The sequence below is a fragment of the Variovorax sp. J22P240 genome, from assembly GCF_030316855.1.
In the GTDB taxonomy this organism is placed as follows: Bacteria; Pseudomonadota; Gammaproteobacteria; order Burkholderiales; family Burkholderiaceae_C; genus Variovorax.
Map to the genome: position 1 here is coordinate 2501 of NZ_JASZYR010000036.1, position 2997 is coordinate 5497.

The following is a 2997-nucleotide window of genomic DNA, read 5'->3' on the forward strand; positions in this document are numbered from 1 at the left end:
GTATCGCATACTGAATACATAGGTATGCGAGGCGAACCGGGTGAACTGAAACATCTCAGTAGCTCGAGGAAAAGACATCAACCGAGATTCCGAAAGTAGTGGCGAGCGAAATCGGAAGAGCCTGTTAGTGATAGCACAAGACTTAACGGAACAGCTTGGAAAGGCTGGCCATAGCGGGTGATAGCCCCGTACGTGAAAAGACCTGTGTGGTACTGAGCTAACGAAAAGTAGGGCGGGACACGAGAAATCCTGTCTGAATATGGGGGGACCATCCTCCAAGGCTAAATACTCATCATCGACCGATAGTGAACTAGTACCGTGAGGGAAAGGCGAAAAGAACCCCGGGAGGGGAGTGAAATAGATCCTGAAACCGCGTGCTTACAAAAAGTAGGAGCCCGCAAGGGTGACTGCGTACCTTTTGTATAATGGGTCAGCGACTTACATTCAGTGGCAAGGTTAACCGAATAGGGAAGCCGTAGAGAAATCGAGTCCGAATAGGGCGATCAGTCGCTGGGTGTAGACCCGAAACCAAGTGATCTATCCATGGCCAGGATGAAGGTGCCGTAACAGGTACTGGAGGTCCGAACCGACTAGTGTTGCAAAACTAGCGGATGAGCTGTGGATAGGGGTGAAAGGCTAAACAAACTTGGAAATAGCTGGTTCTCTCCGAAAACTATTTAGGTAGTGCCTCAAGTATTACCGTCGGGGGTAGAGCACTGTTTTGGCTAGGGGGTCATGGCGACTTACCAAACCAAGGCAAACTCCGAATACCGACGAGTACAGCTTGGGAGACAGAGCACCGGGTGCTAACGTCCGGACTCAAGAGGGAAACAACCCAGACCGCCAGCTAAGGTCCCTAAAATTGGCTAAGTGGGAAACGAAGTGGGAAGGCTAAAACAGTCAGGATGTTGGCTTAGAAGCAGCCATCATTTAAAGAAAGCGTAATAGCTCACTGATCGAGTCGTCCTGCGCGGAAGATGTAACGGGGCTAAGCCAGTTACCGAAGCTGCGGATTTGCAATTTATTGCAAGTGGTAGGAGAGCGTTCTGTAAGCCTGTGAAGGTGCGTTGTAAAGCGCGCTGGAGGTATCAGAAGTGCGAATGCTGACATGAGTAGCGTTAAAGGGGGTGAAAAGCCCCCTCGCCGTAAGCGCAAGGTTTTCTACGCAACGTTCATCGGCGTAGAGTGAGTCGGCCCCTAAGGCGAGGCAGAGATGCGTAGCTGATGGGAAACAGGTCAATATTCCTGTACCGATGTGTAGTGCGATGTGGGGACGGATCTTAATAGGTCATCCGGGTGTTGGATATCCCGGTTTAGTTGGAAGTAGGCGTGCATTAGGCAAATCCGGTGCACATATACCGAGGCCAACGATCGAGCCAGCTTGCTGGTGAAGTGACTGAACGAGGTTCCAGGAAAAGCCACTAAGCTTCAGCTACACACGACCGTACCGCAAACCGACACTGGTGCGCGAGATGAGTATTCTAAGGCGCTTGAGAGAACTCAGGAGAAGGAACTCGGCAAATTGACACCGTAACTTCGGAAGAAGGTGTGCCCTATTAGTGTGAAGTGAACAACGGAGCATGAATGGGTTGCAAAAAATCGGTGGCTGCGACTGTTTATTAAAAACACAGCACTCTGCAAACACGAAAGTGGACGTATAGGGTGTGACGCCTGCCCGGTGCTGGAAGATTAAATGATGGGGTGCAAGCTCTTGATTGAAGTCCCAGTAAACGGCGGCCGTAACTATAACGGTCCTAAGGTAGCGAAATTCCTTGTCGGGTAAGTTCCGACCTGCACGAATGGCGTAACGATGGCCACACTGTCTCCTCCTGAGACTCAGCGAAGTTGAAATGTTTGTGATGATGCAATCTCCCCGCGGAAAGACGGAAAGACCCCATGAACCTTTACTGTAGCTTTGTATTGGACTTTGAACAGATCTGTGTAGGATAGGTGGGAGGCTTTGAAGCAGGGTCGCTAGATCTTGTGGAGCCAACGTTGAAATACCACCCTGGTGTGTTTGAGGTTCTAACCTAGGTCCATTATCTGGATCGGGGACAGTGCATGGTAGGCAGTTTGACTGGGGCGGTCTCCTCCCAAAGCGTAACGGAGGAGTTCGAAGGTACGCTAGTTACGGTCGGACATCGTGACGATAGTGCAATGGCATAAGCGTGCTTAACTGCGAGACTGACAAGTCGAGCAGATGCGAAAGCAGGACATAGTGATCCGGTGGTTCTGTATGGAAGGGCCATCGCTCAACGGATAAAAGGTACTCTGGGGATAACAGGCTGATACCGCCCAAGAGTTCATATCGACGGCGGTGTTTGGCACCTCGATGTCGGCTCATCTCATCCTGGGGCTGTAGCCGGTCCCAAGGGTATGGCTGTTCGCCATTTAAAGAGGTACGTGAGCTGGGTTTAAAACGTCGTGAGACAGTTTGGTCCCTATCTTCCGTGGGCGCTGCAGATTTGAGGAAGCCTGCTCCTAGTACGAGAGGACCGGAGTGGACACACCTCTGGTGTATCGGTTGTCACGCCAGTGGCATTGCCGAGTAGCTAAGTGTGGAAGAGATAACCGCTGAAAGCATCTAAGCGGGAAACTCGTTTCAAGATGAGATCTGCCGGGGCCTTGAGCCCCCTAAAGAGTCGTTCAAGACCAGGACGTTGATAGGTCAGGTGTGGAAGCGCAGTAATGCGTTAAGCTAACTGATACTAATTGCTCGTGCGGCTTGACCCTATAACTTTGATCTGACGATCAGGGTGTTATGCCAAGTTGACGCATTCAAATCAATTCAACACCAAGCTGATTCCAAACTCTATGAATTCGTCAGGCTGACCCAGTCAGCCCGACAACCCTTTATGCCTGATGACCATAGCGAGGTGGTCCCACTCCTTCCCATCCCGAACAGGACAGTGAAACGCCTCAGCGCCGATGATAGTGCGGGTTCCCGTGTGAAAGTAGGTCATCGTCAGGCTCTTACAGCCCAGAAAAGCCCAGCCC

2 rRNA genes (1 of these 2 running past the window's edge) are annotated in these 2997 nt (G+C 51.2%); both read left to right on the forward strand.

The window, feature by feature from the left end:
* Positions 1–2733: ribosomal RNA gene (locus tag QTI24_RS31395) — 23S ribosomal RNA — on the forward strand (it extends 138 nt beyond the left edge of the window).
* 125 nt (positions 2734–2858) lie between these two features.
* Positions 2859–2971 (forward strand): 5S ribosomal RNA (gene rrf / locus QTI24_RS31400).
* The last annotated feature ends 26 nt before the right edge of the window (positions 2972–2997 follow it).